This is a genomic window from Candidatus Cloacimonadota bacterium (assembly GCA_034661015.1).
GTDB lineage: Bacteria > Cloacimonadota > Cloacimonadia > JGIOTU-2 > JGIOTU-2 > JAYEKN01.
Map to the genome: position 1 here is coordinate 1 of JAYEKN010000203.1, position 2,390 is coordinate 2,390.

Here is a 2,390-nt window from a genome sequence, read left to right on the forward strand (position 1 = left end):
AGGGTTGTAGTTTTGCAGGAATTTCATTTTCTTTACCCTCTTCAATAGAGATTCCCATAACCTGCCCGATGCTATCGAACAAATCGGATTGGCTTATCGGTTTGCTAAGAAAAGCAGCAAATCCTGCTTTTTTAAATTTAGCGGAATCACCGCGAGTACTCATCGAAGACAAAATTATCAAACGTGTATTCTTTAATTTCTGATCATTTTTTATCGCTTTACCAACTGTCAGCCCATCCATTCCGGGCATTTGCATATCCAAAAGCACAATGTCAAAAGGACTGCCGGAATCATAGGCTTTATAGAGCATCTCCAATCCGTCTGTGCCTTTTGGGGCGGCGGAATGTTTGATCTTCCAATAAGAAAGCATTGCTCCGACTATTTTTCGATTGGTTTTATTATCATCAATAATGAGGATTTTTGCTTTGCTAATGTCCGCAGATTTTACGGATTTTGGCTCTTCGGCTGGGTGGTCTGAATTTTTAAGGGTGATTGTAAACCAGAATGTAGAGCCTTTTCCCTCTTCGCTTTCAATCCCAATTTTACCGCCCATCATTTCTGCAAGTTGCTTTGAAATAGCAAGCCCCAGACCTGTCCCGCCGAATTTTCGGGTAGTGGAACCATCTGCCTGAGTAAATTTATCAAAGAGTTTACTTTGGTTTTTTTTTGAAATACCGATTCCGGTGTCATGAACAGAAAATCTGAGAATAGATGAATCTTCCAATTTCTTTTCCAAAGAACATAAAACTGAAATTTCACCCTTTTCCGTAAACTTTACAGCATTTCCAGCAAGGTTTGTTAACATCTGTTTCAATCTTCCCGAATCGCCTTTGAAAAATTTTGGAATTCCCGGGACAACGCTGCAAATAAATTCGAGCCCTTTTTCCTCTGTGCGAAAAGCCATTGTCTTGGCAAAATTATCCATCAGTTTTCTGAGATCAAAATCTATTACTTCAAAATTCAATTTCCCGGCTTCAATTTTGGAGAAATCAAGAATATCGTTCAGAAGAGACAAAAGTGCTTTCCCACTGATCTTAACTGTTTCTGCAAACTGACGTTGCTCTTTATCGAGGTTGGTGTGAAGAAGCAGGTCGGTCATACCGATAACTCCGTTCATGGGGGTGCGGATTTCGTGGCTCATATTTGCCAGAAATTCTGATTTTGCGGTGTTGGCAGTCTCAGCTTTTTCTTTTTCTAAAGCGTATTGACGATTTTTTTTATTCAACAAGAAAATAAATGACAAAATTATTAAGATTGCTATTGTAGTTGTCATCAATGCTAAATAAAATTCAAATGTATATTTGCGAATTGTGTTATCTTTCTCATAAGAAATTATGTAAGCAACATTTTTTCCCTTTACATTAGTAATTGGTAGAAAAGTAATAATATAATTATTTTCGGCTACGGCAAACGAAATAAATTCTAACAAATTATCAGCAATCTTGGGTTTTGCTATTTGATTTATTTCCCTCTGGTTTTCACCAACAACAACATATTTTTCATACATAAAATCATCGCTCAAATCAGACAGCTTGTAATTTGATTTTTCCGATTGCCACACTTTTTCATAAACTATGTTTTTACTAATCAAGAAACCGTATTCCTTTTTGAAAAGGGATTTTAATTGTTTTTCTATTGCTTTAAAAGTTATACTTATTTCTACACTGCCAAGATGTCTGCCGGATGAAGTTACAACGGGAAAAACATTTCTGAATCCATTTTTAATTCGACCTTCTTCAAACCCGGAGAAGGGTTTCAGGTCTGAATTTACTTTTTTAACAGAGAATCTAATATCGGAAAGATCATCACCATATTTGGAGGGTTTGTGAAGCCTTAAAAAACTTGTATTGTCCGGTAAATGGAAATGAAACTGCCTTACATCTATCTCTTTCAATCTTTGATAAACAGGATTGAGTTTTTCCAAAAGTTTTTGTCTCGCTTCATCAACATCTTTTTTATTATTTGAATTGGCTTGTTCCAGAATTGCTAATATTTCAGGCTGATTAACCACTTCATTATAAACAATTTGTGATGCTCGAAAATATGAATCGATAATTACATTATAAGATATTTTTAAAGCATTAATTTTATCCTGAAAAAGATCCTCTTTTTTTCGAGTAAAATTTTTTATAAGGAAAGCGACCACAATAATCCACACAATTATTAACAGCGTGGCAGGGATATGTTTTACCAAACTTCTTATTCCTTTTTTAGGTTTTTTCATACTAAGTCCTTATTTTTTTGTTAACCACTTCAGCAACATTTTTCGTACTGCTTCCGCATCAATTGGTTTTGAAATATAATCGTTCATTCCGGCTTCGAGGCATCTTTCCTTATCGCCTTTCATTGCATTGGCGGTCATTGCCACTATCGGAATGGTTTGGTTAAAT

The 2,390-nt window shown here is 35.5% G+C and carries 2 protein-coding genes; both read right to left on the reverse strand.

The features are described 5' to 3' along the window. On the reverse strand, positions 1-2,224 hold a 2,224-nt coding region (locus U9P79_07970), incomplete at its 3' end, for an ATP-binding protein (GenBank protein ID MEA2104558.1). A 9-nt stretch (positions 2,225-2,233) separates the two neighbouring features. Further along, on the reverse strand, positions 2,234-2,377 hold the full coding sequence (locus U9P79_07975; protein ID MEA2104559.1) for a response regulator: 144 nt from the start codon (positions 2,375-2,377) through the stop codon (positions 2,234-2,236). Between the last annotated feature and the right edge of the window lie 13 nt (positions 2,378-2,390).